23 protein-coding genes and 3 pseudogenes are annotated in these 23,583 nt (G+C 40.8%); 12 read left to right on the forward strand and 14 right to left on the reverse strand.

The window, feature by feature from the left end; genetic code table 11:
• The first annotated feature begins 16 nt into the window (after positions 1–16).
• Positions 17–973, forward strand: coding sequence for a F0F1 ATP synthase subunit gamma (locus FRE64_RS10375; RefSeq protein WP_146296006.1), 957 nt, complete (start codon positions 17–19; stop codon positions 971–973).
• A gap of 135 nt (positions 974–1,108) precedes the next feature.
• Positions 1,109–1,276, forward strand: a pseudogene (locus tag FRE64_RS18275) (group II intron reverse transcriptase/maturase); the annotation flags it as partial.
• Between the two features lie 244 nt (positions 1,277–1,520).
• On the opposite strand, the gene FRE64_RS10385 reads toward FRE64_RS18275, so the two are convergent.
• The 3 genes from FRE64_RS10385 to FRE64_RS10395 all read right to left on the reverse strand — a co-directional run bounded on the left by FRE64_RS10385 (position 1,521) and on the right by FRE64_RS10395 (position 7,186).
• The gene (locus FRE64_RS10385; protein WP_146296007.1) at positions 1,521–3,152 is read right to left on the reverse strand and encodes an IS1634 family transposase; all 1,632 of its coding nucleotides are present in this window, start codon (positions 3,150–3,152) and stop codon (positions 1,521–1,523) included.
• 315 nt (positions 3,153–3,467) lie between these two features.
• Entirely contained in the window at positions 3,468–5,048 is a 1,581-nt protein-coding gene (gene ndhD1 / locus FRE64_RS10390) for a photosynthetic/respiratory NAD(P)H-quinone oxidoreductase subunit D1 (protein WP_146296008.1), read from the reverse strand.
• Positions 5,049–5,146: 98 nt separating this feature from the next.
• Positions 5,147–7,186 (reverse strand): NAD(P)H-quinone oxidoreductase subunit 5, encoded by a 2,040-nt coding sequence (locus FRE64_RS10395; protein ID WP_146296009.1) that lies wholly within the window; start codon positions 7,184–7,186, stop codon positions 5,147–5,149.
• Positions 7,187–7,503: 317 nt separating this feature from the next.
• On the opposite strand from FRE64_RS10395, the gene FRE64_RS10400 reads away from it, so the two are divergent.
• Positions 7,504–7,815: a hypothetical protein gene (locus FRE64_RS10400; protein ID WP_146296010.1), complete on the forward strand. Its 312-nt coding sequence runs from the start codon at positions 7,504–7,506 to the stop codon at positions 7,813–7,815.
• On the opposite strand, the gene FRE64_RS10405 is transcribed toward FRE64_RS10400, so the two are convergent.
• Positions 7,812–9,134 carry a dihydroorotase gene (locus tag FRE64_RS10405; RefSeq protein WP_146296011.1) on the reverse strand — a complete coding sequence of 441 codons (1,323 nt, stop codon included), beginning with the start codon at positions 9,132–9,134 and terminating at the stop codon, positions 7,812–7,814. The genes FRE64_RS10400 and FRE64_RS10405 overlap by 4 nt on opposite strands.
• A gap of 73 nt (positions 9,135–9,207) precedes the next feature.
• On the opposite strand from FRE64_RS10405, the gene lepB reads away from it, so the two are divergent.
• Positions 9,208–9,762 (forward strand): signal peptidase I, encoded by a 555-nt coding sequence (lepB, locus tag FRE64_RS10410; protein WP_146296012.1) that lies wholly within the window; start codon positions 9,208–9,210, stop codon positions 9,760–9,762.
• Between the two features lie 17 nt (positions 9,763–9,779).
• Here the strand turns inward: lepB and FRE64_RS10415 are convergent, their stop codons facing one another.
• On the reverse strand, positions 9,780–9,971 hold the full coding sequence (locus tag FRE64_RS10415; protein WP_146296013.1) for a DUF2949 domain-containing protein: 192 nt from the start codon (positions 9,969–9,971) through the stop codon (positions 9,780–9,782).
• A gap of 542 nt (positions 9,972–10,513) precedes the next feature.
• Here FRE64_RS10415 and FRE64_RS10420 point away from each other — a divergent pair.
• On the forward strand, positions 10,514–11,083 hold the full coding sequence (locus FRE64_RS10420) for a thylakoid membrane photosystem I accumulation factor (protein ID WP_186708772.1): 570 nt from the start codon (positions 10,514–10,516) through the stop codon (positions 11,081–11,083).
• Between the two features lie 15 nt (positions 11,084–11,098).
• Here FRE64_RS10420 and hemW read toward each other — a convergent pair whose 3' ends face one another.
• Positions 11,099–12,310, reverse strand: coding sequence for a radical SAM family heme chaperone HemW (gene hemW, locus FRE64_RS10425; RefSeq protein WP_146296014.1), 1,212 nt, complete (start codon positions 12,308–12,310; stop codon positions 11,099–11,101).
• A 59-nt stretch (positions 12,311–12,369) separates the two neighbouring features.
• Positions 12,370–13,641 (reverse strand): RNA-guided endonuclease InsQ/TnpB family protein, encoded by a 1,272-nt coding sequence (locus FRE64_RS10430; RefSeq protein ID WP_146296015.1) that lies wholly within the window; start codon positions 13,639–13,641, stop codon positions 12,370–12,372.
• Positions 13,642–13,846: 205 nt separating this feature from the next.
• On the opposite strand from FRE64_RS10430, the gene FRE64_RS10435 reads away from it, so the two are divergent.
• On the forward strand, positions 13,847–14,926 hold the full coding sequence (locus FRE64_RS10435; RefSeq protein WP_146296016.1) for a PIN/TRAM domain-containing protein: 1,080 nt from the start codon (positions 13,847–13,849) through the stop codon (positions 14,924–14,926).
• A gap of 201 nt (positions 14,927–15,127) precedes the next feature.
• Here the strand turns inward: FRE64_RS10435 and FRE64_RS10440 are convergent, their stop codons facing one another.
• A complete protein-coding gene (locus FRE64_RS10440; RefSeq protein WP_146296017.1) occupies positions 15,128–15,568 on the reverse strand; it encodes a hypothetical protein in 441 nt (146 codons plus the stop codon).
• 245 nt (positions 15,569–15,813) lie between these two features.
• Here FRE64_RS10440 and FRE64_RS17720 point away from each other — a divergent pair, with 245 nt between their 5' ends.
• The 6 genes and pseudogenes from FRE64_RS17720 to FRE64_RS10460 all read left to right on the forward strand — a co-directional run bounded on the left by FRE64_RS17720 (position 15,814) and on the right by FRE64_RS10460 (position 18,826).
• Positions 15,814–16,107, forward strand: coding sequence for a helix-turn-helix domain-containing protein (locus tag FRE64_RS17720; protein WP_222597809.1), 294 nt, complete (start codon positions 15,814–15,816; stop codon positions 16,105–16,107).
• A gap of 76 nt (positions 16,108–16,183) precedes the next feature.
• A complete protein-coding gene (locus FRE64_RS18280) occupies positions 16,184–16,321 on the forward strand; it encodes a hypothetical protein (protein WP_222597810.1) in 138 nt (45 codons plus the stop codon).
• Between the two features lie 125 nt (positions 16,322–16,446).
• The gene (locus tag FRE64_RS17730) at positions 16,447–16,920 is read left to right on the forward strand and encodes a transposase (protein WP_222597811.1); all 474 of its coding nucleotides are present in this window, start codon (positions 16,447–16,449) and stop codon (positions 16,918–16,920) included.
• 28 nt (positions 16,921–16,948) lie between these two features.
• Positions 16,949–17,254 (forward strand): annotated as a pseudogene (locus FRE64_RS18445) (IS1634 family transposase); the annotation flags it as partial.
• A 221-nt stretch (positions 17,255–17,475) separates the two neighbouring features.
• Positions 17,476–17,676 (forward strand): annotated as a pseudogene (locus FRE64_RS10455) (RNA-guided endonuclease InsQ/TnpB family protein); the annotation flags it as partial.
• 52 nt (positions 17,677–17,728) lie between these two features.
• A complete protein-coding gene (locus tag FRE64_RS10460; RefSeq protein WP_146296018.1) occupies positions 17,729–18,826 on the forward strand; it encodes an IS630 family transposase in 1,098 nt (365 codons plus the stop codon).
• A gap of 16 nt (positions 18,827–18,842) precedes the next feature.
• Here FRE64_RS10460 and FRE64_RS10465 read toward each other — a convergent pair whose 3' ends face one another.
• The 6 genes from FRE64_RS10465 to hpf all read right to left on the reverse strand — a co-directional run bounded on the left by FRE64_RS10465 (position 18,843) and on the right by hpf (position 23,145).
• Positions 18,843–19,370, reverse strand: coding sequence for a GNAT family N-acetyltransferase (locus tag FRE64_RS10465; RefSeq protein ID WP_146296019.1), 528 nt, complete (start codon positions 19,368–19,370; stop codon positions 18,843–18,845).
• 109 nt (positions 19,371–19,479) lie between these two features.
• Positions 19,480–20,160 (reverse strand): lecithin retinol acyltransferase family protein, encoded by a 681-nt coding sequence (locus FRE64_RS10470; RefSeq protein ID WP_146296020.1) that lies wholly within the window; start codon positions 20,158–20,160, stop codon positions 19,480–19,482.
• A 6-nt stretch (positions 20,161–20,166) separates the two neighbouring features.
• Entirely contained in the window at positions 20,167–20,544 is a 378-nt protein-coding gene (locus FRE64_RS10475) for a phosphomannose isomerase type II C-terminal cupin domain (protein ID WP_146296021.1), read from the reverse strand.
• A 117-nt stretch (positions 20,545–20,661) separates the two neighbouring features.
• Entirely contained in the window at positions 20,662–21,282 is a 621-nt protein-coding gene (gene hisB, locus FRE64_RS10480; protein ID WP_146296022.1) for an imidazoleglycerol-phosphate dehydratase HisB, read from the reverse strand.
• A gap of 116 nt (positions 21,283–21,398) precedes the next feature.
• On the reverse strand, positions 21,399–22,175 hold the full coding sequence (gene fabI, locus FRE64_RS10485) for an enoyl-ACP reductase FabI (protein WP_146296023.1): 777 nt from the start codon (positions 22,173–22,175) through the stop codon (positions 21,399–21,401).
• Positions 22,176–22,458: 283 nt separating this feature from the next.
• On the reverse strand, positions 22,459–23,145 hold the full coding sequence (gene hpf / locus FRE64_RS10490) for a ribosome hibernation-promoting factor, HPF/YfiA family (protein WP_146296024.1): 687 nt from the start codon (positions 23,143–23,145) through the stop codon (positions 22,459–22,461).
• Positions 23,146–23,583 lie beyond the last annotated feature (438 nt).

Below are 23,583 nucleotides of genomic sequence, written 5' to 3' on the forward strand. Positions count from 1 at the left end.
TTAACGATACAAAGCTATGGCAAACTTAAAAGAAATCCGCGATCGCATTGATTCGGTTAAAAATACTCGAAAAATTACTGAGGCAATGCGTCTGGTTGCCGCTGCAAAAGTCCGACGCGCCCAAGAACAAGTTAGTTCCACTCGCCCGTTTGCAGATCGCCTAGCACAAGTTCTATATAATCTACAAGGTCGTCTGCAATTTGAAGATGTGGATCTCCCTCTTTTAGAAAAGCGGGAAGTAAACACCGTAGGCTTGCTGGTTGTCTCTGGTGATCGTGGCTTGTGTGGTGCTTATAATGCCAATGTAATTAAACGGGCTCGTCAGCGGGCGCAAGAATTAGAAGCTGAAGGCATTAACTATAAATATATCGTTGTCGGTAGCAAAGCCGATCAGTTTTTAAAGCGTCGTGAAGCCCCCATTGAAGCAAGCTACACTAACCTGAATCAAATTCCTACCGCTGAGGAAGCCTCGAATATTGCAGATGAACTCTTATCGTTATTCTTGTCAGAAACAGTGGATCGAATAGAACTAGTTTATACTAAGTTTGTCTCTTTAATTAGTTCTCGTCCTGTGATTCAAACTTTACTCCCCCTTGATCCTCAGGGTTTAGAAGTGTCTGATGATGAGATTTTCCGCTTAACCACTAAAGGGGGAGACTTTGAGGTGGAACGGGAGCGAGTAGATAGCGACACTCGCACTCAAACCTTCCCAAAAGATATGATTTTTGAGCAAGATCCAGTGCAGATTCTCGATGCTCTTCTCCCTTTATATCTCAATAATCAGTTACTACGCGCTTTACAAGAATCTGCTGCTAGTGAGTTAGCCTCGCGGATGACAGCGATGAATAACGCTAGTGATAATGCTACCGAACTGATTAAAACCCTTACCCTTTCTTATAACAAAGCACGTCAAGCAGCCATTACTCAAGAGATTCTAGAAGTGGTTGCTGGTGCAGAAGCGCTGGGATCTTAATTAAGATCATCATCTTTGTTTTTGCCTCTCTCTTCAATTTTAGAGAGGGGTTTTTTTATTATTCTTGCATTAATGTCAATTACCCACCCTTAAACTCGTTATAACGGAGGCTTGTAGTGCGATTCGTTTCCTGTGAAAGGGAAACATACGGCAGGAATTGACGGCTATAAAAGCCTCTCTTCCAAACAACGCCTAACTCTTGCTGAAAACCTAACTCTTAACGAGAAGGGTAGTCCGTTAAGAAGAGTTTGGATTCCTAAACCCAGACGCACTGAAAAGCGGGGTCTGGGCATTCCTACCATGGTAGGGCAAGGCAGAGTCTTTTAACCCACATTCCGCACCCTCAACTGTCACATTGTCCGTTTGGCGACCGTATCAAGGGGAATTGATTGATTCTAGCATCAAACTTAGGGGGAGAATCAGGGTGAATTCTTCTTATTCTCATTAACCAAGAGTAATTGAGAATTTATAAGCCTGAAATTACAGCAGCTCTTAACTGACTTCAGCTTTGATTTTCACTCCTTCGGGGAAACTTCCCTTACACTAATCAATAATATTGTTGGCAAGGTTTGGGAAACAATTCTAGTAAATTTAATCTCTCTTCGGTGAGATTAGAAACTTCGTTTTCTCCTCTAACTTTTAACAAGTGAACCGCTTGAAATTGTTGAAAAATCCAACGTAAAGTAGGAGAATTCGTTTCTTTCCCTAATTGATTTTTAACCATTTCTCCTCGTCTCACTAAAGCCGAACGCAGTTCTCTTTGCCCCAAATTATAAATGAGCAGACACAAGCCCAGAATTAAGACCATCGCCTGAATTCGTTCCGGAGATTTAATGAAAATGCTGTCTGCTAAAAACATGGGGTCTTTTAAGAACCTAAATCCCCTTTCCGTTGACTGTTGCTCTTTATATTCAATGAGCATTTGATTAGGAGAGAGTTCCCCTTCATCTACAATATTAGTGGCGAGAAGAAACCGTCCAGCTAGTTGTTTTTCTTCCTGAATCAGGGCTAAATTTTCTTCTAAACCGGCTCGAACTCTAACCTTAGCTTGGTCAGGATTTTTGTCTTTTTCTTCACGAGTTTCAATCTGGCTGATTTGATGGTACTTAAATTTCTTTTCTAGTTTTTTGGCAGCTTTGATGGCATCAGGAACACAAGCATAAGTTTGTCGAGATAACTCTCGTAATTCTTTTTCGGCTTCGAGTCTATCTTTCTTTATTTTTTTCTCAAGACGTTTTTGGTCGGATTCTTTTCTTTCTTCACTTTCTACCACTAACCATCGTTGTTCAATTCCCCCATAAGTTGTCTGGTGAATCGAGTAACTGTATCCATCAAGAGAACTGGAACTCATTTGAGAGGATTTAATTTGTCTAGCAAGAGCTTGAGCCGGTTTAAGACGGAAGGGAACTCGGGTCAGCCATTTCAACTCTTCCATTTGTTTCAAATTTTCTGCGGTGTATAGTGCCCTATCTGCTACCATCAATGAATCGAAATCTACTTGAGAACGAAATTGCTTAAAAAGTTCAGGAAATACTTTTTGGTCAGATTCATTGCCACTTCCGGCTCTTAAGAAAACGGGAATATCTCCATCGCTACTACTAATTAAATCGACCATGAATTGCTTTAAGTCGGGACGTTTATCCCGAGAATAACCATAGGTAATTTCAATTCGTTGAGGTGGATTTCGTTTTTCTCCTGGTTCTGAATCCACTTCCAAATTGACTTCTTCGATTAAAGGATTTTCGTATTCTCCTTCCACACTGAAAGAGCTGGAATCGAGATGAACACTCTCGACATCAATTGAGAATTGTTTGATGGCTTTTAAGGCGATGCTAAGAAATATGTCTTCTAATCCGGTTAAATATAATTTGTCTAAGACTCGTCCTAACCGGTCATCATTTAAGTGTTTGGCTTCAATCCCTTCTCCAATTAAATGTGAGGTGGGTTTTCCTTCAAAGAACTTGGGAAATAGGTATAACGGAGATGAAAACAGTCCTAATCCATTGAGAATCATTGCTTTCACTGCATGACCAGGACTGACTTTTTCCCGGGGTTGTTCCACTACTAATTCATTAATTTGTTCTACCAGCCCGATTTCATCAATTAATCCAGCTACTATTCCTAAATGGTCTAAATTGGTGACTTCAATTGATGAGAAGTTGTTGGAGATAGTCGCCATCACTCATTTTAATTAAGAAAGGATTGATTCCTCAGTTTACCTTTCTTTTTTCCTTAAATCGACCCCTCAAGCTGATTCCTTACTCTTTCTTCAGAGTTTTCGGAATTAGTCACTTTGTAGCTGTGACAATTCTCGGCAAAAAGTCCCACTTTTCTCATTTCAGTTGATCTGAAGGGACAATGTGACAGTTGGGGTGCGGAATGTGGGATTAAAAAATGCCGTTATAAAAATCACCTTGCTTCTGCCAATTTTGTGGCTAGCAAGGTGATAAAAATAACTACAATTTAAGTGAAATAAGTTATTTTATTTTGTGTTTTACTTCAAAAGAGAAGCCGTTAAAGAAACAAGAGAAGAATCAACTTGTGCTACTTCTGAAGGCTTGACTAAGCTAGGAACTGCATCCCGTAAGCGATTGGTATAAGCAACCGTTGTAGAATCATAGACTTGCGTTAACATTTTGGGATACAAGCCAATGCCAATAATTGGCACTAATAAGCAAGCAATAATAAAGACTTCTCTGGGTTCAGCATCCACTAAAACTTCATGAGAAACTAACTCTTGATTTTCCTTTCCGTAGAAAATTTCTCTTAACATGGAAAGGAGATAAATGGGAGTTAAAATCACCCCAACAGCCGCTAAAAACACCACAATTACCTTAAAAGTTGTGTTATAAGCATCACTGGTAGAAAAGCCAATAAAGACCATTACCTCAGCAACAAAACCACTCATTCCAGGTAATGCTAGAGACGCAAGCGAACAAGTGGTAAACATGGCAAAAATCTTTTGCATACGCTGTCCGACACCGCCCATTTCATCTAACATTAGGGTGTGGGTACGGTCATAGGTTGCCCCAACTAAGAAGAAGAGACTCGCCCCAATTAAGCCATGAGACACCATCTGTAATACAGCCCCACTTAAGCCCAAATTGGTAAAAGAGGCAATTCCAATTAGCACAAACCCCATGTGAGAAATCGAAGAATAGGCAATTTTCCGTTTGAGGTTCCGTTGGGCAAAGGAGGTTAAGGCAGCATAAATAATATTCACCACCCCTAAAATCACCAGTGCTGGGGCAAAATAAGCATGGGCATCTGGAAGCATTCCTGCATTCATACGAATTAAGGCATAGCCACCCATTTTTAAGAGAATCCCAGCTAATAGCATATGTACTGGGGCAGTTGCTTCGCCATGGGCATCAGGAAGCCAAGTGTGTAGGGGAAAAATTGGTAATTTAACTGCATAGGCAATTAAGAAAGCAGCATAAAGCCAGAGTTGGACATTAACCGCAATATCCTTTGCCGCCAAACCCCGCATATCAAAGGTGACAGTATCGCCATAGAAAGCCATGGCTAAAGCCGCAACTAAGATAAATAATGATCCGCCTGCGGTATAGAGGATGAACTTAGTGGCAGCATAGAGACGTTTTTTACCACCCCAAATTGATAGCAGAAGATAAACTGGAATTAACTCTAACTCCCACACTAAGAAGAATAACAACATATCCTGCACAGCAAAGACAGCAATTTGTCCGCCGTACATGGCAAGCAAGAGGAAGTAAAAGAGTTTCGGTTTGAGACTCACTGGCCAAGCAGCTAAAGTGGCAAGGGTGGTAATAAACCCTGTCAGAATAATTAAGGGCATGGAAATGCCATCGGCACCCACTGACCAATTGAGATCAAGTTGCGGAATCCAACTATAACTTTCTACCAGTTGTAAGTCAGGGTTAGAAAAGTCATAGTCCAAATAAAAGCCCGCTACAATGAGGGCAAAGTTAATTAATCCGATTACAAGGGCATACCAGCGCACTTGCTTCCCATCTTTATCTGGGATTAAAGGAATAAAAAATGATGCAATTAAGGGAAAAAGAATAACGGTTGTTAACCAGGGAAAATTTGTCATAGTTGGATCAAGGGTGATATAACGTTACTCTCATTAAGTGTCAGACAATTGTTATGAGCGGGGGAATATAACGTCCCCCGTTAGGTATTTTAATTGCCTTAAGCAATGCTGAAAACAATCACAAACCCTAAAACAGCCCCAAAGACAATCAAGGCATAAAATTGGGCGCGACCATTTTCAAAGTATTTCAAGCCTTCGCCACTGATGATGGCAGCTAAACCAGTTAGGTTGACAACTCCATCCACGACGCGATAGTCCACTTCTAGCACTTGTCGGGCAATGCGACGACTTCCTTTGACAAAGAGGCGATCATAGAGTTCGTCAAAGTACCATTTGTTAAGGGAGAAGCGGTAAAGGAAGGGGAATTTCTGCGCGATCGCGCTTGGATCAATTTTACGACTTGCATACATCAAAGACGCTACAGTAATCCCAATTAAAGCAATTCCCACTGAGTTCCCTGCCATAATCAAAAATTCTGACCATTCAAACTCAGCGCTAGCTTCCAACACTTCCTCTAAGGTTTCTCCAGGGGCATAAATAAACTGCTCAAAGAAGTTTTCCCAAGGTTTCCCAAGATAACCAATGGCAATAGAGGGAATGGCTAAAATAATTAAAGGCACTGTCATGCTCAAAGGCGATTCATGAGGGGTTTCACTATGATGATGGTCGTGTGCGTCCTGTTCAGATTCTAATTCTTGAGTATCCATTGCCCCTGGCCCAAAAGCGGGTTTAAAGGAAGCAAGAATCGACTCATCATTGCCCCGAAATTCTCCTTCAAAGGTCATAAAATACATTCGGAACATATAGAAAGCAGTTAACCCTGCTGTTAACCAACCCACAAACCATAAAGCAGGGTTAGTATGAAACGCCTCACTTAAAATTTCATCTTTTGACCAAAACCCAGCAAAGGGAGGAATCCCACAAATGGCTATCGTTCCGACCAAAAAGGTTAATGAGGTAATGGGCATATATTTGCGTAAGCCTCCCATCAGGCGCATATCTTGGGCAAGTGCAGGGTTATGACCCACTACTTCTTCCATGCCATGAATCACTGAACCTGAACACAGGAATAACATCGCCTTAAAGAAAGCATGAGTGGTCAGATGGAAAAGCCCTGCGGTATAGCCACCGACTCCCATCGCCATAACCATATACCCTAATTGGGAAATCGTTGAATAGGCTAACCCTTTCTTAATGTCATTTTGAGTGAGCGCAATAGTTGCCCCTAAAAAGGCAGTAAATGCACCTGTCCAAGCAATAACAGTCATGACTGAGGGTAAATTTTCAAAGACAGGATACATTCGGGCAATGAGAAAAACCCCAGCAGCAACCATTGTAGCAGCGTGAATGAGTGCTGAAATGGGAGTAGGGCCTTCCATCGCATCAGGTAGCCAGACATGGAGGGGGAATTGGGCGGACTTTGCTACAGGGCCCAAGAAGACTAAAAATCCAAATAAACTGGCAAGACTTGCGCCAATAATTCCAGACTGGACAAGGGTTTCCAGTTGTACACCCATCTCTGAAAATTCAAACGTGCCAGTTGCCCAATAAAGCCCTAACATTCCCAATAAGAAGCCAAAGTCACCCACACGGTTAACCACAAAGGCTTTTTGACAAGCATCTGCTGCGGCTTTTCGGTCATACCAGAAGCCAATGAGAAGGTAAGAAGCCATTCCCACTAACTCCCAAAAAATATACACTTGCACCAAATTGGGACTCATCACTAAGCCCAACATGGAAGAAGCAAATAAACTGAGATAGGCATAAAAGCGGACATAACCGGGGTCATGTTCCATATAACCATCGGTGTAGATCATCACCAAAAAGGCAACGGTGGTGACTACTGCCAACATCAGGGTCGTTAAATGGTCAATGGTATAACCCATCGTTAATTTAAAGTCTCCTGCTGCTGCCCATTCAAAAGTCTGAAGAAAGGCTTCATGACCATTGAGTTGACTCCATAGCAGGGCATAAGATAAAACCATTGTCGCTCCAGCAAGGAAAACAATAAAAATTGCTGTCGGTTGACGGAGACGACTAACAGTTTGATTAAATGAAATCAGCCCTAAGCCGACGAGCATTGCACCCGCCAAGGGAAGGACTGGTATTAGCCAAGCATACTGATATAGCTGTTCCATAAAATTTAAACAAGCGTGATCTGGCGGTTATACTCTCATTGATGCTTAAGAACTCAAGCCTCTTCCACTGTCTTCAGTGAGAGAGAGTAGAAATACCGTTAACAATTGTGACACATCTAGGAAGATAGTCAGTGCTGATTATTCTGTCTAAAGTTAGGGATTTTCCCCTCTGGTCACAATTTGATTAATAAAATAATATTTAATTTTGATTAAGATTCTATCAATTTTGCAACAATGGAGGGTATGGGCAAGCGGTAGCGAAACAGCGGATTCATCTGTCAGGGTAATAAGAAGATCACAAATAAGGAGTCCAATTCATGGAAAAGGAAGACAGTTCTAACCCAATTTGGGAATATAAGGTCATTCATCTGAATATTAAAAACAATGAAGCCCCCAGTGCTGAAGCAGCCAGTTCAGCCACTAAGGGAACATTTAGCCCGCAATTTCTAAAACAGGAGTTTCCTGATATTTATAGTGATAAAAGTAATGCTAATCACCCTGCTCGTCAACTACAGGAAGCTCTCAACCGTCTAGGAAAAGAAGGTTGGGAGTTATTAGAAATTTCTCAAATTGGTTCGCTAACAATGATGTTTTTTAAGCGTTTGAAACCAAAAGGCAACACGGATTAACCGGCATTAAATTGCAAGGCTTTTCCTCGAATTTCTGAATTAACTTTTCCTTGATGATAGACGACTTGTCCGCCGACAATTGTAGTTTGCGCCCATCCCGTCAAACTCCACCCTTCAAAGGGACTCCAGCCACATTTACTTAAAATATCTTCTCGTCGCACTGGGGAATAAGTATTGAGATCGACTAAAACTAAATCCGCATCATAGTTAAGCGCGATCGCGCCTTTATTGGGGATATTATAAGCCTTTGCTGGCGCAGTTGACATCCAATAACTCACTTGAGACACGCTACACCGTCCTGCTTTGGCTTGGGTTAACATAAGTGCTAAAGACGTTTCTACTCCTGGCATCCCTGAAGGGGCATGAGGGTAGCCTTTTCCTTTTTCTTCTAGGGTATGGGGGGCATGATCGGTAGCAATAAAATCAATGACTCCATCTAAGAGGGCTTTCCAGAGGGTTTCATTATCCCAGCGCGATCGAAGTGGAGGATTCATTTGCGCCAATGTACCAATGTTTTCATAGGCTTCACTATTTAAAAGTAAATGTTGGGGAGTCACTTCAGTCGTTACCCAACTAGGCTTATCTTCCCGTAATAATTCCGCTTCATCCCCTGTGGAAAGATGAAGAATATGTAATCGCCGTTGATAGCGTTTAGAGAGTTTTAGGGCTAATTTTGTGGCATTTAACGCAGCTTGATTATCTTGAATTTGAGAATGAGTAGCAGGATCCGTTGCCCCCTGAAATTGTTTCTTTCGCTGAACAATGCGAGCTTGATCTTCGGCGTGAACTGCAATTAAACGTTTTCCGTTAGCAAAAATGGGTTCTAAGGTTTCTTCCTCTGAGACTAATAAAGCTCCATGGGCTGATCCCATAAAAATTTTAATGCCACAAGCGGGATTAACCGATTCTAACGCCTCTAAATTATCTCCAGTTGCGCCGACAAAAAAGCCATAGTTAACTAAACATTTCTCAGAAGCTCGTTTTAGCTTATCATCCATTGCCGCTTGATCAATGGTGGGCGGACGAGTGTTAGGCATTTCCAAGAAAGAAGTAACGCCCCCTCTGGCACAAGCGCAAGTAGCGGTAAATAAGTCTTCTTTATGTTCTAACCCGGGTTCACGAAAATGCACTTGCGGATCAATGACTCCCGGTAATAAAGTTAATCCAGTCCCATCAATTTCTTCTTCCCCTTGATCTGGGATTTGAGAAGTGATGGCTTTAATTTTTCCCTCAGCAATTCCCACATCCCCTTTTTCGATGTGACCATCAGGGTGTAAAACTTCAGCATTGCGAATAATGAGTTTCATGGTATCTGACATAAAAGGATTTAAAGTTCTAGAATAAAAGATGAGATGACACAATTAATTGTATTCGGAACTAGGTTATTACCCAATGCCTGAAAATCATAATGAAAATCCATGGGTCGAAACACTAAAAACCCTCGCTATCAGTGCTGTTTTGGCTTTTGGAGTTCGGACTTTTGTGGCAGAAGCCCGTTATATTCCCTCTACTTCCATGTTGCCAACATTAGAAGTCAATGATCGGCTATTAGTGGAAAAAGTAGGCTATCGATTTGGCTCTCCTGAGCGTGGTGAAATTGTGGTTTTTGAGGCAACTGAGGAATTACAACGCCAAGGTTACAATGATGCGTTTATTAAGCGCATTATTGGCTTACCCGGGGAAACGATTGAGGTGAGTGGGGGAGTTGTTTATATTGATGGTGAACCGCTCGCTGAGGATTATATTGCTGATCAACCAGAGTATCAATTTGGCCCTGTGACGATTCCTGATGACCAATATATTGTGTTAGGGGATAATCGTAATAATAGTTTAGATTCCCATGCTTGGGGCTTTGTTCCAGCAGACAATATTATTGGTCGCGCTACAATTAGGTTTTGGCCCTTCGATCGTATTGGAACTATTGAAGAGCCATCTTACCCCGAATAATTTGTGCTCAATAATCATTACGCTGTTTCTAGCCATTCGTAAATCCGATCTAACTGCTCTAATGTTACTAAGCCATACTGCCAAAGTAACATGGGGAGTGGGTCGGTATGACGTTGAGAATACCGTTGCGCGATCGCGATGGAATCATTGGAAATCGCCAGTTCTTCTCTTAAAAAGCGTATAAATTTTGCATAAGTATTGGGCATCATTTTCTTAAACCTCCTGACTATTATTTAGGAGTACGTTAATTTTTAAATTGAATAGGGGATAAGTCAAGCTACAAGGAACTCTGAACTCTTCTCTAATGTCCTGCAGGAGAATTATTGCTACTAAAATGTGATATTGTAGTAGATGCGCTTTATTGCCTGACTTTTCTTCGTTTTATTTTAAGGTTATCGGTTTTATATTGAATCACCTACGAAGATTGCTTTTTGAGTCATCCCACCTGCAAGACATAAGGTGGATAACCATTAAAGAGAGTTTATTAAACTAATTACTAACTAAGTTTAGGCTAAACTAGATGTCGGCAGGCTCTATCTGGTGAGTGATTCTATAAATTAATGGGATCACCTAAGCGATAGAGAAATGATAGCCAGCTTCTAGTTAAATTTAGGTGGAACTTAGAATTATACTTATAGTAGTTCAAATGTGCTACTTTTGCCGTTAAGTTTCATCAACTTTTTTCCACTTGTCACTTCAGCGCAGATGATTGATAATAGAGAATTGGTTATTTAATATTCATTTTTGATTGATGCGCTTAAATCAGCACCAAGTCGCTAAACGTCCAGTTCTCTCTCTACTTATTGCGCTAATTATGGCAGTGGGATTAATTTTTAGTCCGAGCGCGATCGCGGCGTTAGAGGATGATCATTATGATGGCAATATTTTTGCCCTCTACGCTGGTAATGGCTCTTTAGTTCCTCCGCAAGTCAGTCTCGCTGAATCCCTTAAAGGAGGGAAACCTAGTCTGCTTGTATTTTACTTAGAGGATAGCAAAGACTGTAAAGCCTTTTCTGTGGTGGTTTCAGAACTACAACGCTATTATGGTCGTGCTGCCAGTTTTATTCCTATTAATGTGGATATGCTAGCAGACAGACAAGACTTTTCTCCTCAAGAAGCTGGCTATTATTATCGGGGGCTAGTTCCGCAAACCGTTATTATTGATCAAGAGGGAAAGGTTGCATTTGACGAAGTTGGACAAGTTCCCTTTGAAAAAGTAGATAGTGCTTTTCGAGAAGTGTTTGATTTGCTACCGCGTTCGGAATCTAAAGAACTAAAACGTCGCCCTCTCAATAATATTAATGTTGGCTTAGACGAATAGCAGTCTCTAGAAGCGTCAATCACTGAAATCCTGAAATAGTTGGGCAATAATACTGTTAGAAAAGAGGAATCCTTCTGGATCACTCAGTTTTAATTGTCCCCACTCCTTCCCATTAGGTTTAGTTAGTTGCACCCATTGTTTGTCTATATAGGGTTGGAGACTAACCAGAATCTGCTTCACAGCTTGCGAGCCAAATTGTTCCGCGATCGCGCTAAGGTTAACGCCTTCTTTTAATCTTAACCCTAGCATGAGAGTTTCTAATAACTGATCAATGGGCTCAATGGAGGGAGTGGAAGTCAGATCATTAGGAGTCTTGGTTAACGTTTCTAGCCAAGCATAGTATTCCCGACGAGTGCGCGATCGCGCATAACGCTTTCCCCCTAAATAACTGGTTGCCCCCATTCCAAAGCCATAAAAGGGTAAATTTTGCCAGTAAATGCGATTGTGACAACATTGATAGCCAGCTAGCGCATAGTTACTAATTTCGTAGTGATCATAACCCGCATCAGTCAGCCGTTGTTGGGTAATCCGATACATTTCAGCAGCAGTTTCATCAGGTGGTAAGGGGAGTTTTCCTTTTTCTAACTGTCGCTCAAATGCGGTTTCGGGTTCGATGATGAGATCATAACAAGAGAGATGGGCTGGGGAAACCTCAATTGCTTTTTCTAGCGTTTCCTCCCATTGGGAAACAGTTTGCTGGGGTAAGCCAGAAATTAAATCTAGACTAAAATTAGTAATGCCGAGTTGTTCAAACTGCGCGATCGCGCGCTTGATATCTTCCAGACGATGGGTACGCCCCATACTAGCTAATAACTCATCTTGAAAGGCTTGTACCCCTAAACTGTAGCGATTAATTCCTAAATTTTGATAGGCTTGAAGTTGAGGAAAATCAAACGTTCCCGGATCGATTTCTAGGGAAATTTCAGCGTCTTTGCTAATGCCAAATGTTTCCTCTAGAGTCATTAAAATTCTTTCTAATTCTGTCGTAGGGAGGAGAGAGGGCGTTCCACCCCCAAAGAACACTGTCTCTAAATTAGAGGTGGGATAGAGAGTTGCTGTGAGACAAATTTCTTGACACAAGGCTTTAACATAGGCTTTCATCAACTGAGTGCGATCAAACTTTTCCGAAGCGCGATCGCCGATTACCGTAATGGGAAAATCGCAGTAATAGCAACGACGACGACAAAAAGGAACATGGATATAAGCAGCCTTTGTATTAGCAATCATGAAAACCGAACGATGCAAAAGAGTTAGAAAGATATATTGACATCCTCTCCCGTCAAACGCTACGCACTATGACGGGAGATTCCTAGCCTTGCGACTAGGTTTCCTGTCTCAGGCTCTTGACTAGACGAAGTTGCCTCCATCCCCGTCAGATCGCCTCCACAGGCAATTTGTTTTATGTCCAACCCCTGTCCGAGGTCAGACAACCCTCGATTTCTAATCACTTCGGCACTCACCACGTCTCTTGAACCAATGTAACCGCATTCAGGACAATGATGAACTCTAACATCTAATGTTTTCTTCCCTGTATGCGCTCCACACTGGCTACATTCTTGGGAAGTGCCATCTTTGTCAACTTTGGCAAAGTAAACATCACGTTTCCAACACACCCACTCCAAGATGTTTACAAACTGACCAAAGCCAGCATCCGCAGCCTGCTTAGACAGCATCCCTCTTTGCCACGAACGAAAGTTAATATCTTCGACAAAGATCATCCCTGCTTCATCGCACAATTGATTAGCAAGTTTGAAGTGCCAATCTTTACGAGCATCAGAGATACGTTGGTGAACTCTTGCTATCTTTCTGTTTAGTTTCTGGCGGTTATTCGACCCTTTCTTTTTGTTCTTAAGCCTTCGTTGCAGTAATTTTAACTTGCGTTGAAGGGACTTCAAGAACCGAGGTCGTTTCACTTCTAAACCATCAGAAGTCGCAACAAATTTGTCAAAGCCCAAGTCTAACCCTCTTGGGTGTCCATGAGGAAAGGGTTGAGGAACATCCACATTTAGTTGAAGGGATAACATGACGAAATAACCAGAGGCTTTTCGGATCACTCTTGCCTGTTTAAACTGAAAGCCGTCTGGGATGTCTCTAGATTTTCTGAATCTAACCCAACCTAATTGAGGTAATTTAATCTGATTTCCTTTTAATACCTCTCCCTTGAGCTGAGGAATCAGATAAGACCTTAAACGATACTTGTTCTTAAATCTAGGAAAACCGAACCCTCTAGATTTCATATCAGAGAAAGCCCTGTCCAAAGTTCTCAAAACTTGTTGAAGGACTTGAGCATTAACTGACTTCAACCGTTCGCTCTCTTTTTTAGCATCCGTTAAGGCTTTTGCTTGCCTTGAATAACTCGGATAAGGTTCATCAGCAGGGATAATATATTCCTGTTCAATGGAACAAGCGTTAACAGGAGATTTTCGAGAGTTGATCCAATCCTTTCTTTCTCTAAGAGCATAATTCCAAACCGTTCGGCAAACACCGAGGGTCTGCTCGATTATACTAATTTGAAGTTGATTTGGTTCTAACTTATACTCGTAAGAAAGGGTAAGCATTGGATTTGGAACTTTAACTAATTCCAGTTTAACTGTTTCTACACGATTTAACAATTCGTGTAACGATCTCCTGACGGAGTTTTTTGGCGCAATTCATCTACCCGTTAAGCCTGACGGCTATAATAGGAGTCCTGTTGCGCTACTTAGATAGAAACTTAATCGAGATCATCTCAATTGATCGTGATTCTGCCATCGGACAAAACCCATGATTGATGTCATTATTGTTATTTTATTCGTTTTTGCCGTAGCAGGGCTAGGATTCGGTAGTGTTGACTTATTGCCAGACTCAGCCCTAGCAACCGTTACTAATATAGAAGCTCTACGCTGGATTATTGGCAGTTTTGGAGCGCTCATTGGTCTAGTAGTAGGGTTAACAGCTCAAAACCTCTATCGGCGACTAGAAGAAAAAATTAGGCAAACTGCGATTGAGGTCATTTTAACGCGTTCTGTGGGACTCGCGATCGGGCTTTTAATTGCAAATTTAATGCTTGCTCCGATCTTTCTCTTTCCCATTCCCGAACAGTTAGATTTTATCAAACCTCTCACCGCCATTTTAGGAAGCCTTATTTTTGGGTTCTTAGGAGTTACCCTTGCTGATACTCATGGACGTACCTTTTTGCGCTTAATTAACCCCAATAGCATTGAATCTATTTTAGTTGCCGAAGGAACACTTAAACCAGCAACAACAAAAGTTTTAGATACCAGCGCAATCATTGATGGGCGAATTGAGGAACTTCTCAGCACTGGCTTTATTGAAGGACAAATTATTATCCCCCAATTTGTCTTACAAGAATTACAATACCTAGCTGATACTGCTAATGATCAAAAGCGAGTCCGTGGGCGTAGAGGGTTAGATATTCTTAAACGGATGCAGGAAGAGTATCCTGAGCAAATTGTTATCAATAATTATGATTATGATGATGTTTATACAGTCGATGCAAAATTAGTCCGTTTTACTCAAGAAATTAATGGGGTACTCCTCACCAATGACTATAACCTCAATAAAGTGGCTGATTTGCAGAAAGTTTTAGTGCTAAATGTCAATGATCTTGCCAGAGCCGTCCGTCCCATTTATTTACCGGGGGATACCCTAGAGTTAAAAATTATAAAACAGGGAAAAGAGCCTGAACAAGGAGTTGGCTATCTAGAAGATGGGACAATGGTTGTGGTAGAAGAAGGACAAGAATATGTGGGAGGAGAATTAGCCGTCATTGTTACCTCTGCCTTACAAACATCCGCAGGGCGAATGATTTTTGCCAAACCCCAGACTTCAGTATTAGCTTAATTAAGTTACTTACTAAGTTCGTGAAAAATTCAAATTTAATGATTAGCCTCAAAAGCAACTTATTACTCTCCTAATTTGAAGTAGATGTCCTTTATGCTTCTATTGACTGTTTTGATACTCGCCAATTCCATTATTTCCTCTACTCAGAAATGGATTCATTTGCGAGATAATTACAGGCGAAATAATAGGAAGCTAGGGGGATCATGATTCATTTATACGCCATGGCGAGTCTAGGATCAATGCTACAACTGTAACAAGACAAGTTATTAAAGTAGCTAACCAAGGAGGAGTTGCAGGAGTATTTTCTAAGACACTTAAAGTCGCCATTAAAGTAGGTAGATAAAAACTTAGAAGAGATACTGGAATTAAATAACTTGCCCAAATTTGATCTTGACGGCGAAATGGTATCAAAATTAAGGTTAAAGTAAAAATTCCCAGCGCTATCCATCCCCCACCAGCAACTGTCATCAGCGCTAAAATTAATGTCTGTACTCTTCCATCAACATCTTCCCAAGGCGTTCCCAAAGCCTCCTGATGATAGGGCATAAACTCATTACTAAATAGATAAATGCCACCAAGAATTAAACTAGCAATAGCAATAGTCCCATAAAGAATAGAGGCAATTTTTTTTCTCTGAGACATAAAAAAGTCAATTTAAGTTGTCACGTTCAAATTATACGGAAAACGGGTTTAGGGAGGAGCGCGATCGCGCCTAGTATAATTTTCTCAGCAACTGATATAGCAATCCTAAATGATTTGTAAACATTTACATAATTATATAAAATTGCTAATAGGGCATCTAGCAGATTGTTTTCTTTGAGGGAGATTACCGTGACGCTCTCTCAAGAGCTTTCTATTGAAACAGCCAAATGGAGAGATTGAGAAAAATGAGTGATGAGTTTTCAAGCAATAGTTTAGAAAAGCTAGACCAATTTATTAACAGCAATCCCGAACCGAGAGAACTAAAAAGAGCTTTGGCAGTACAGATGCTGACTCAAGGGGTAAAAAGGAAAAAAATCCAAGAAATCTTAGGAGTTTCTGCTCCTTTTATTAGTAAATGGAAAGTTCGATATGCGTGGGAAGGCTTGGAGGGATTGAAACTTAAACATCGAGGTTCGAGGGGGTATCTATCAAAGCGCGATCGAATCTTCGATTCGGTGAGCGGAGCTCAATCGCGCTGAAGTAATCCGCTGGTTAGAACAAAAGACTCAAGTACATTTTAGTGAGTTAAAGGCTCATCTAGAAGATGGTTACGGGGTGGAGTTTAAGTCAAAGCAAAGTTACTATGACTTGTTTAAAGAAGCCAGAATGAGTTGGAAGAAAACTCAAAAAAAAATCCCAAACGAAATGAGGCTTTGGTGGAAAATAGACACAAAGAAATCTGCAATTTGTTAGAAACCCATCGCGAGGAGATAGAGAGGGAAAGGCTGATTATCTATATAATTGATGAATGTCATCTCCTGTGGGGAGATATTTGTGGATATGGGTGGGGAACGACATAAGAAAGGTTAGAAGTTCCCATGACGAATGAGCGAGCTCGTGCCACCTACTATGGAGCATTAAATTATCAAACCAAAGAGTTTGTTATCCAAGAATATGATCAGGGAAATGCCAAGAATACCGTTTTATTTTTACAGTCATTAAGAGCCCTCAATCCCGAGAAAAGACTGTTAATCATTTGGGATGGAGCAAGTTACCACAAATATAAAGAAATGAAAGACTATTTAAGTGAAATTAATGACGGTTTAGAGATGTCAGAAAGACCAATTCACTGTGAAATTTTAGCCCCAAATGCTCCCGAGCAAAATCCAGTTGAAGATATCTGGTTAAAAGCCAAAAACTTTCTGAGGCAGTTTTGGTATAAGCTAAATTCATTTGGTTTGGTCAAGTGGTTATTTGAGTTATTTCTTCAGAAGGAAGTCTTTGATTTTCCGAAACTACATAAGTATGGTATTTTTTCTAAAGAGGAAGAAATGGTTGCTTATTCTACTTAATATATTTTACAAATGAATTAGGATTGCTATAGCAGACAGCATTTTCATTAAATCTCCTGAACGAATTCAGGCGATGGTCTTAATTCTGGGCTTGTGTCTGCTCATTTATAATTTGGGACAAAGAGAACTGCGCTCGGCTTTAGTTAGACGAGGGGAAATGGTTAAAAATCAATTAGGGAAAGAAACCAATTCTCCTACTTTACGTTGGATTTTTCAACAATTTCAAGCGGTTCACTTGTTGAAATTTAGAGGAGAAAACGAAGTTTCTAATCTCACCGAAGAGAGATTCAATTTACGACAATTGTTTTCCAAACCTTGCCAACAATATTATTGATTAGTGTAAGGGAAGTTTCCCCGAAGGAGTGAAAATCAAAGCTGAAGTCAGTTAAGAGCTACTGTAATTTCAGGCTTAGGAATTCTCAATTATTCTTGGTTAATGAGAATAAGAAGAATTCAGCCTGATTCTCCCCCTAAGTTTGATGCTAAAATCAATCAATTCCCCTTGATACGGTCGCCAAACGGACAAGGTGACAGTTGAGGGTGCGGAATGTGGGTTTGAACATTAAGGGGATGATTAAAAAATGTAAACCAAAGCAAGATGAGAATGGGAAATATCTTAAAAACGGTCAGTCTGCTAAAAGAGCATTAAATCGCTTAATCCGAGATTGTGCGTGGGGAGAACTTAAACTAAAAATACAGTCGGTAGCTGAGAAGTTTGGCTGTCTTGTGGTTGAAGTTAATCCTAATACCATCTCTGATAACTTATGCTACAATGCCTCGGAAGTAAAATGACTTGGAGTTAAGTGCCATGAGAGTTAACTATCAATGCGTCATTCAAGAAACTCCCTCACAACTGAAAAAACTTCAAACCCAGCAGAAAGAGCTTTCAAAATTTCGGAAAATGCAAGGTTTATATTTGCTAAAAACCGGTGAAGTAAAAACAGTGACTCATCTAGCGACTTATTTAGGAGTGCATCGGGTAACTATTCAAAGATGGTTAAAGAGCTATCGCCAAGAAGGAGTAAACGGATTATTAACCGAACCAGAGGATCAAGGAGGGCGACCACCAAAAATAGAAGGAAGCGCGATTGCCTTCGGCAAATGGCAGAGCCATATCGCAGAGCTACAAGAAAGACTATCACAAGAAGAACAAGGATTTAGAAGCTACGGAGAAATCCAAAAATGGTTAGAAGATAATTACCAGATTTTCCTCAACTATAAAACGCTATACCATTTGGTGAAATATAAACTAAAAGCGAAACTGAAAGTTCCTAGACGAAGCTCAGCCAAGAAGAATGAAAAAGAAGCAGAAGGCTTCAAAAAAAAACTTCCTAATTTGCTAAATGCAGCGAAATGGCTGGAAGAAATGGAAAGGAAAGAAAGTCGAAAAATTAGGTATTGGTGTCAAGACGAAACGCGATTAGGATTAAAGACAATTGAAAGAAAAAGAATTACAGCTCAGGGAGTTAAGCCAATAGGAAAGGTGCAATGGGAATTTGTCGCTTATTATTTGTATGGAATAATTGAGCCAAGTAGTGGAGATAATTTCTTTCTAGAATTTTCTCACTTAGATAGTGATTGTTTTCAAGTCTTTTTAGAGCAAGTGTCTAAACACTCTCCGAATTGTTTGAATATTATTCAATTGGATCAAGGGAAATTTCATCAAAGTAAAAACTTAAAAATTCCCGAAAACATTTTATTACTATTTCAACCGCCAGCTAGTCCAGAGCTAAACCCAATTGAAAGGTTTTGGCAATATATTAAAGACGAACTAAGTTGGAACTTATATGAAGAACTGGAAGAGCTTAAGGAAGAAGTAAGAACTATTTTAACGAAAATTACACCGAAAACTATCATCTCTCTAACCAATTGGGATTACCTACAAAAAGCTCTTACTGTAGTGTAGGTTTTTAGAAATGGTATTACTCTGGATACCAAAACATTGCTTTAATCCCTTCTGGATCAGGAACAAACCCTAACCGATTGTAAAATTCAACAACACCAGCATCGGCAAATAAAGTAATGTTACTAATATCTTCTTGACGTAAGCGTTTAATCATATAATTCATCAATGCTTTTCCTAAACCCTTTCCTTGGGCTTTCGGATGCACAACTACATCCCAAATTGTCGCATTAAAGGCATGATCAGAGGTTGCTCTAGCAAAGCCAATTAAACGCCGATTTGCGCCTCTTTCTTCCCACATTGAGACAACGAGAAAACTGTGCTGCATTGCTTTGCGAACTTTTCTCAGAGGGCGACGAGACCACCCCACAGCATCACAGAGTTCCTCTAATTCATATAAATCAATAGAGCGCGTAGTGCTAAAGAGAATTTTACTTTCCTGTTTGGTCTCACCCGTTTTTAGCAAGGTTTCTTCCTCAGATTGAGTTTTGGATGAAGGCGCGATCGCGTTTGCGCTATTATTAAATAAACTTTTCCAAAATGCCATGCAGTCTGCGAGTCGCTTGTTAGGTGTTTTCTAATTACAATTAAACTTTATTTATTAAAGCCTCTTCAAAAATAATAACACACGGCGTTTTCACCGTCTTGCCAGCTAATTATTGAGGAAAAGATCGGGACTTTAAAAGGGTTTCTGTCATTTGGGCTAACTTATCCAGTTGTTTCTCGTCTTTTTCGGCTGTTTTTTTATAGTTTAGCTTCCGTCGCAGGGCTGCTTTAGCCACGTCTTCTTTTCCTTCTTGTAAGGCTTTCCATGCTACCTTTTGCCAAGTCTTGGCTTCACTCAGGGCTTTTTTATAGCGAGGCTGAATCTGATCCCACACCCGTTGAATTTCCCCAAGGGCTTCATTAACCATTTGTTGCTGATCATGTTGCTTTGCCTGTTTTAGGGCTTCTTTTACAGGTTCTGATAAACCTTCTACCTGTAAACGAGACATCATAGGAATAAAGTCTCGTACTTGTTGGCTATAGGCATAACCTAATTTGCACCAAGTAGCAAAATGCTCACAATTATTAAACAGAAGATTATATTGGGCATCTTCTCCAAGCCGACTGTAGGCACGACGAACCACTACATCAGGAACAAAAGATAGGGGATAATTTTTTACGTAAACCTTCTTTCCACCTGTAAACTCTTGAAAGGGACTCCGAGTAATAATTTCATTCTTTTTTCGCAAATGAATGACCGTTCCATCTCCACAGTCAACGCCATGATGTTCATAAAGCCCTTCTAAGTTAATAAAGTGCTGTAGGGTGTAAATTTGATCGCCACGCCCCATAACTATTTAACTCTCTGCGTCACCAAAACGGACAATGTCATCTTCCCCTAAATATTCTCCATTTTGCACTTCAATCATCACGAGAGGAATCACCCCGGGATTTTCTACCCGATGCGGCGTATTCATCGGAACATAGGTAGATTGTTTCGCCATGAGGGTGATTTCTTCCCCATCTTTAATGACTTTCGCAGTTCCCGAAACCACTACCCAGTGTTCTGTGCGATGGTAGTGCATTTGGGTACTAATATGATGACCGGGCTTAACTTCAATGCGGTTAATGCAATACCGTTCTCCTTTTTCCAAAACGGTTACTGATCCCCAAGGGGGAAGACGAGTTTGGGGAGAGTCTTCTGACTGAGACAGATCAGGAGGGGAATCGCTCATTGTATCAAATGGATCAATGTTTAGTCGGGGAGTGGGTGAGATAAGGAGATAAGATGAGGGGGAAAGGGGCTAATTTAAAATATCATAGCGTGAACTAGATTGTTTTTTAAAGTAGCCTTACAACATTCCTTTAGAACTGGGAATTTGTCCACTACGGCGAGGATCAATTTCTACGGCAGTTCGCAACGATCGCGCAAAGGCTTTAAATGTAGCTTCAATAATATGATGAGAATTAATCCCCTCTAGTTGGCGAATATGCAAAGTCATTTGACTATGATTAACCAAAGCAACAAAAAATTCTCGCACCAGTTGAGTGTCATAAGTTCCCACTCGCTGCGTCGGAATCTCTAACCCATAACTCAGGTGAGGTCGCCCAGAGAAATCTAACGCTACTTGAATTAGGGCTTCGTCTAAGGGTGCGAGAAAATTGCCAAACCGATGAATCCCCGCGCGATCGCGCAATGCTTGGGCAAACGCCTGTCCTACAGTAATGCCTACATCTTCATTGGTATGATGGTCATCAATTTCAATATCCCCTGTGGCTTTGACTTCTAAATCAAATAAGCCATGAGAGGCTAACTGATGAAGCATATGATCCAGAAAAGGAATCCCCGTTTGTGCGTCACAGTGACCTTCTCCATCAAGATTTAAAGTAACCGAAACATCAGTTTCCCCAGTTTTCCGAGACACTGATGCTGTACGTTGTTGTAAAGAAAGTGGATGTTCTGAAAGTTGCATTTTAGTTATTAGTCATTAGTCATTGGTCATTAGTCATTAGTCATTGGTCATTAGTCATTAGTCATTAGTTTATAAATAACAAAGGACAAAGGACGAATGACAAACAACGAATAAGATTACATTCCCATAATGTTGTAGCCAGAATCGACATATAACGTATGTCCAGTAATGCCACTAGCAAGATCACTACACAAGAAGGCAGCCGCATTTCCCACTTCCGTTTGGGTAACCGTTCGCTTCAGTGGGGCGGTTTCTTCCACATGATGAATCATATCTAAAATTCCACCCACTGCCGAAGAAGCTAAAGTGCGAATGGGGCCAGCGGAGATGGCATTAACGCGAATGTTATTTTCTCCCATTTCTGCTGCCAGATAGCGGACACTCATTTCTAGTCCCGACTTGGCAATCCCCATAACATTATAGTTGGGAACCACTCTGTCTCCGCCAAGATAAGTAAGGGTGACAATACTGCCACCATCTGTCATCAAAGGTTTTGCCGCCTTAGCAAGACGAGTCAGGGAATAAGTGCTAATGTCTAGGGCTTGCTTAAAGCCTTCTCGCGAGGTTTTACTAAATTCTCCAGATAACTCTTCTTTCCCAGCAAAAGCAAGACAATGAACCAGAATATCTAATTTTCCCCATTGATCAGCCACTGCTTGAAATGTCTCATCAATTTGTGCATCATCTTGAACATTACAGGGGAGAAACAAACTAGGATTAATGGGGGAAACTAAGTCTCTGACTTTTTTCTCAAATTTCCCTTTATCATCAGGGAGATAAGTAACTCCCATTTCTGCGCCGGCTGTATGAAGTTGTTGGGCAATTCCCCAAGCAATCGAACGGTTATTGGCGATTCCTGTAACTAAGGCTTTTTTCTGACTTAAATCTAGCATTATCGGAATATCATAACTACAACCTTTCTACATTATCAAATAAATAAAATTAAATTGATTAATTTCTGCTACACTGATTTGTTTTTCGTCCTTTGTCATTCGTCATTTGTCCTTTGTCCCCCCATCTCCCCATCTCCCTATCTCCCCATCTCCTTGTCTCCCTTGTCTCCCTTCTCTCCCCATCTCCCCATCTCCTTGTCTCCCTCTCCCCGACCAATCTGAACCAAAATTGATCCATAATATCGGGAGAAGTTTCACTTACTTATCCTCTCCCGATTATCCTTTATACCTCTGCTGCTGGAGGGGATTCTCTTAATTCCTCTTCTTCGCTTAATGAAGCATTTTTTCCATTGCTACCTTGAGCTTTTTCATGGAGTGTTCCATGGGTATGACCATTGCTATTGCGCGGTTGAATAACCCCATACCCCCCATGATTGCGCTCATAGATTACATTAATTTCCCCAGTATTTTCATTGCGGAAAACATAGAAGTCGTGATCTACTAACTGTAACTGATCTTTGGCTTCTTCAACTCCCATTGGGGGCATCGCAAAATACTTGACGCGCACAACATCTTCTGGGAGCTCAGGAGCACGATCGCGCAGTAAATCTTCCTCAACCGGTTCAGGTGTTACCATTTCTGCGGTTTTGGGACTTTCCTGAGTTTTCTTATCCAGATGTTTCTCTTTATATTTGCGAAGCTGACGGGCAATTTTATCAGCGACTAAATCAATGCTGGCATATAAATCACCACTGTGTTCCTGCGCTCGGATCACTTTACCGCTGGCATAAACCGTTACTTCTGCTTTAGCGCGATCGCTGACCCGAGAATTATGGGCAACGGATAAATGCACATCAACTTTTGAAGTGAGTTGTTGAAAGTGTTTGACGGCATTTTCCAGTTTTTCTTCCACATAATTGTGGATGGCTTCGGTGACTTCTATATTGTTGCCTTGAATCAAAAGCTTCATCTTTGTTACTCCATCTTCTAACAGGTTTGACTAAGCTAGTTTTCTTTTTAGCGAGAAAATTCCTAGCGTAATTGATTCCACTGATGCAAGAAGTTAGAGTAATTACTCCAGCCTTTTCTGGAGGTAGTTCTCTTCCTATCGCCTCTAATGAGTTCTCTTGCAACAGCTTCCTTTCCTCATTATTTAATTATTTAGCGAAAAAAACTAGGTGGCATCAACGCAATTTTCCTTAAGATTTTCTTTAGTATATTTTACTTGCAGAAACAATCTGTTGATGATAAAAGACTTTTCCTCCTCTCTTTCATCCTTGGCTCTAGCCTAGCACTTTGTAAGCTGGTTTACGAGGTTGCTTTCTTGGCTTTTAACTGTTATTAACATTTCTTGTTATTATTGAGAAAAATGAAGGGAAAGGTTTGTCCTTTGTCCCTCGTCCTTTGT

It is taken from the genome of Euhalothece natronophila Z-M001, from assembly GCF_007904085.1.
Lineage (GTDB): Bacteria > Cyanobacteriota > Cyanobacteriia > Cyanobacteriales > Rubidibacteraceae > Halothece > Halothece natronophila.